This window comes from Frankia sp. AgKG'84/4, from assembly GCF_023242965.2.
GTDB lineage: Bacteria > Actinomycetota > Actinomycetes > Frankiales > Frankiaceae > Frankia.
Genome location: NZ_JALKFU020000567.1, coordinates 1 through 3,382 on the forward strand (window position 1 = coordinate 1; position 3,382 = coordinate 3,382).

Below are 3,382 nucleotides of genomic sequence, written 5' to 3' on the forward strand. Positions count from 1 at the left end.
GCCCCCCCCGCCCCCGCGGGGCGGCCCCACGGCCGGGTGCCGGACCTGCTCGACGGGCTGCGCCGCCGCGACGGCCTGCGCGTCGACGCCTACTGGCTCCCGACGGACGAGATCGCGACGGACGAGATCGCGACGGACGAGACCGCGACCGACGAGACCGCGACCGACGAGACCGCGACCGACGCGGACCCGACGGGCGAGATCGCCCTGGGCCAGGCGGCGCCGGGCGGGGTCGCGACGGCCGCGTTGGATGGGTTCGACGGCATCTGGCTGGTGCCCGGCGGCCCGTACGCCAGTGAACGGGGTGCACTCACGGCGATCCGGGTGGCCAGGGAGCGCGGCATCCCGTTTCTCGGCACCTGCGGGGGCCTCCAGTACGCGGTGCTGGAGTTCGCCCGCACGGTCTGCGCCCTGGCCGACGCGGCGCACGCCGAGGTCGACCCGCTGGCTCCGGATCCGCTGATCGTGCCGATCGCCTGCGCGCTGAGCGGCCACGAGGGCGTCGTTCTGATCACCCGGGACTCCCTCGCCGAACGGGTCATCGGCGCGGACCGCACGGTCGAGCGGTACTTCTGCTCGTACGGGATCAATCCGGGCCATCTCGGCCCGCTGCTCGCCCACGGGCTGCGGTTCAGCGGGGTCGACGAGGCGGGCGAGGCCCGCATTCTGGAGCTGCCCCACCATCCCTTCTTCCTCGCCACGCTCTTCCAGCCCGAGCTCGGCCCGGACACGAGCCGGCCGCATCCGATCATCCGTGGCTTCGCCGAGGCCGCCGTGGCACGCGCGGCCGCCCGGGCCACGGCACGCCGTCCTGGCTGATACCCGGCCCGTCGCGTACCCGCCCGTCGCGTACCCGGCCCGTCGCGTACCCGCCCGTCGCGTACCCGGCCCGTCGCGCGGGGTGCCTGCGGCCGGGAACCGGCAGCGATGGACCACGCGACGGGTGTGTTAGACGCGGCGGCCCGGGGAGGAGCGTCATGACTGCATCTCAGGACGAGGTAGGAGGACACATGGCGACCACGGTTCAGGAATCGATCGACGTCCATGTCCCGATCCGCACCGCGTACAACCAGTGGACGCAGTTCGAGTCCTTCCCCAACTTCATGGACGGCGTCGAGTCCATCGCGCAGCTCGACAACACCCACACCCACTGGAAGGTCAAGGTCGGCGGCCAGGAGCGCGAGTTCGACGCGGCCATCACCGAGCAGCTTCCCGACGAGCGGGTCGCCTGGAAGAGCACCGGCGGCCCGGAGCACGCCGGCGTGGTGACCTTCCACCGGCTCACCGACGACGAAACCCGGGTCACCGTGCAGATGGACTGGCGGCCCGAAGGGTTCGCCGAGAAGGCCGGCGCCGTCCTCGGCGCTGACGACCGCCGGGTCAAGGCGGACCTGCGCCGCTTCAAGGCGTTCATCGAGGACCGCGGGACCGAGACCGGTGCCTGGCGCGGCGAGGTGCCCCGCCCGGACGCCGCCGGTGGCACCCAGCGGTTCGACGCCCCCGCCGGTGGCCAGGGCTATGGCGCTCCCGCCGGTGGTCAGGGTTACGGCGGCCCCGCCGGTGGTCAGGGTTACGGAACCCCGGCTGACCAGGGCTTCGGTACCCCGGCCGGTGGCCAGGGCCCGGGCACGCCGGCCGGCGGACGGGAGTTCGGCGACGAGGCGGGCTACTCCAAGCCGCCCACGTCCGGCGGCCCCACCCGCAGCCAGGCCTACAGCGACGAGCCGGACTTCGGCGCCCCGCGCACGCCGGGCAGCCCCGCCGGCGGCTGGTAGGACCGGGGGTTCCCGGACGGCGGCCGTGGTGCTGCTGCCTGTTCTCCAGGCAGCGGCGCCGCCGCCCCGGCGCGGGACATGAAGACGCGGTAACAATCGCGCCCCCGTGGGTCACCGCACCCCCGATCGGCATAGGTTTCGGGGATGCGGGATCTGCGTTGCCTGCCCAAGGGCCATCTGCATCTGCACTTCGAGCTGGGTATGCGGCCCGCCACGCTGGCCGACCTGGCGGCCGCCGCGGGCATCCCGACGCCGCGCACCACGGGGTTCAGCGAGTTCGGTGGCTTCAGTGACGTGATCGGCGGCATCCTGCCGGTGTTCCGTCAGCAGGCGGACTTCGAGCGGCTCGTGGACGAGATGGTCGCCGACGCGGCGGCCGAGGGTGTCGTCTACCTCGAGCCCAGCTTCTGGCCCTACGCGCACCTCGGCGTCTTCGGTTCCGCCGACGCGGCCTGGGAGGCCGTGCTGGCCCGGTCGGAGCTGGCCGCCGCCCGCCACGGCGTCACCGTTCGCTGGATGGCCGCCGTCGACCGGGTCTTCGACTCGTCCGAGCGGGCGGTTGAGGTGGCCCGCACCGCGCTGCGCTACGCCGGCCACGGTGTGGTCGGCCTCGGTCTGCACAACGACGAGAACGGCTGGCCGCCCGAGCCGTTCGAAGAGGCGTTCCGGGTCGCTGTCGACGGCGGCCTGCTGTCCACCCCGCACGCCGGGGAGCTCGACGGCCCAGCCTCCGTGCGGGGCGCGATCGAGACGCTGCGCGCCGACCGGCTCCAGCATGGCATCCGCGCGGTCGAGGATCCTGCGCTCGTCGACCTGCTGCTCGAACGCGAGATCTGCCTGGACGTCTGCCCGACGTCGAACCTGCTGCTGTCGGTCGTGCCGTCCCTGGGGGCGCATCCGCTGCCCGCACTGCTGGCGGCGGGTGTGCGCTGCTCGATCAACGCGGATGACCCGTTGCTGTTCGGGCCGACCTGCCTGGAGGAGTACGAGCTGTGCCGCCGCGAGCTCGGGCTGTCGGACGAGGCGCTCGCGGCCTGTGCCCGCAGCTCGGTGTTGGCCGGCGCGGCTCCCGGACCGGTGCGGGCCGCCGCGCTCGCGGGCATCGATGCCTGGCTCGCGGGCCCGGTCGCCTCGTCGTCCCCCGCGCCGTCGGCGATGCCCGTCCACGGCTGAACCGCATGCCGGTCGAACCCGCGCGCCGGGTGGTGATCGCCCCCGACTCGTTCAAGGGGTCCGCCTCGGCCACCGAGGCCGCCGCAGCGCTGGCGGCGGGCTGGCGGTCGCGGCGTCCCGGTGACGAGGTCGTCGAACTGCCTGTCGCCGACGGCGGCGAGGGCACCCTCGACGTCTTCGCCGCGACGGTTCCCGGCGCGGCGCGTCGGCCGGTGCGGGTGACGGGTCCCGACGGGCGCGCCCATGACGGTGCGTGGCTGGCGCTGCCGGACGGCGTCGCGGTGGTCGAACTGGCCCGGGTCAGCGGCCTGCCGCTGATGGCCGCGCCGGACCCACTCGGCGCCCAGAGCGTTGGCCTGGGCGAGGCATTGGCGGCCGCGCTGGCCAGCGGGGCCCGCGAGATCCTCGTCGCGCTCGGCGGCTCGGCGTCGACC

4 protein-coding genes are annotated in these 3,382 nt (G+C 74.4%); all 4 read left to right on the forward strand.

Going from position 1 to position 3,382, the window contains the following annotated elements:
• Window positions 1-36: 36 nt before the first annotated feature.
• A complete protein-coding gene (locus MXD58_RS23285; protein WP_250609921.1) occupies window positions 37-819 on the forward strand; it encodes a glutamine amidotransferase-related protein in 783 nt (260 codons plus the stop codon).
• 191 nt (window positions 820-1,010) lie between these two features.
• Complete coding sequence (locus MXD58_RS23290) at window positions 1,011-1,775, forward strand: SRPBCC family protein (RefSeq protein WP_248838486.1); 765 nt, start codon at window positions 1,011-1,013, stop codon at window positions 1,773-1,775.
• A 144-nt stretch (window positions 1,776-1,919) separates the two neighbouring features.
• Window positions 1,920-2,948 carry an adenosine deaminase gene (gene add, locus MXD58_RS23295; RefSeq protein ID WP_248838485.1) on the forward strand — a complete coding sequence of 343 codons (1,029 nt, stop codon included), beginning with the start codon at window positions 1,920-1,922 and terminating at the stop codon, window positions 2,946-2,948.
• A 5-nt stretch (window positions 2,949-2,953) separates the two neighbouring features.
• The coding region (locus MXD58_RS23300) for a glycerate kinase (protein ID WP_250609920.1) at window positions 2,954-3,382 on the forward strand (429 nt) is incomplete at its 3' end.

Bases quoted from the DNA above. Each gene is read 5' to 3' on its own strand.
- MXD58_RS23290 (WP_248838486.1), top strand. From the start codon at position 1,011: ATGGCGACCACGGTTCAGGAATCGATCGACGTCCATGTCCCGATCCGC.
- add (WP_248838485.1), top strand. From the start codon at position 1,920: ATGCGGGATCTGCGTTGCCTGCCCAAGGGCCATCTGCATCTGCACTTC.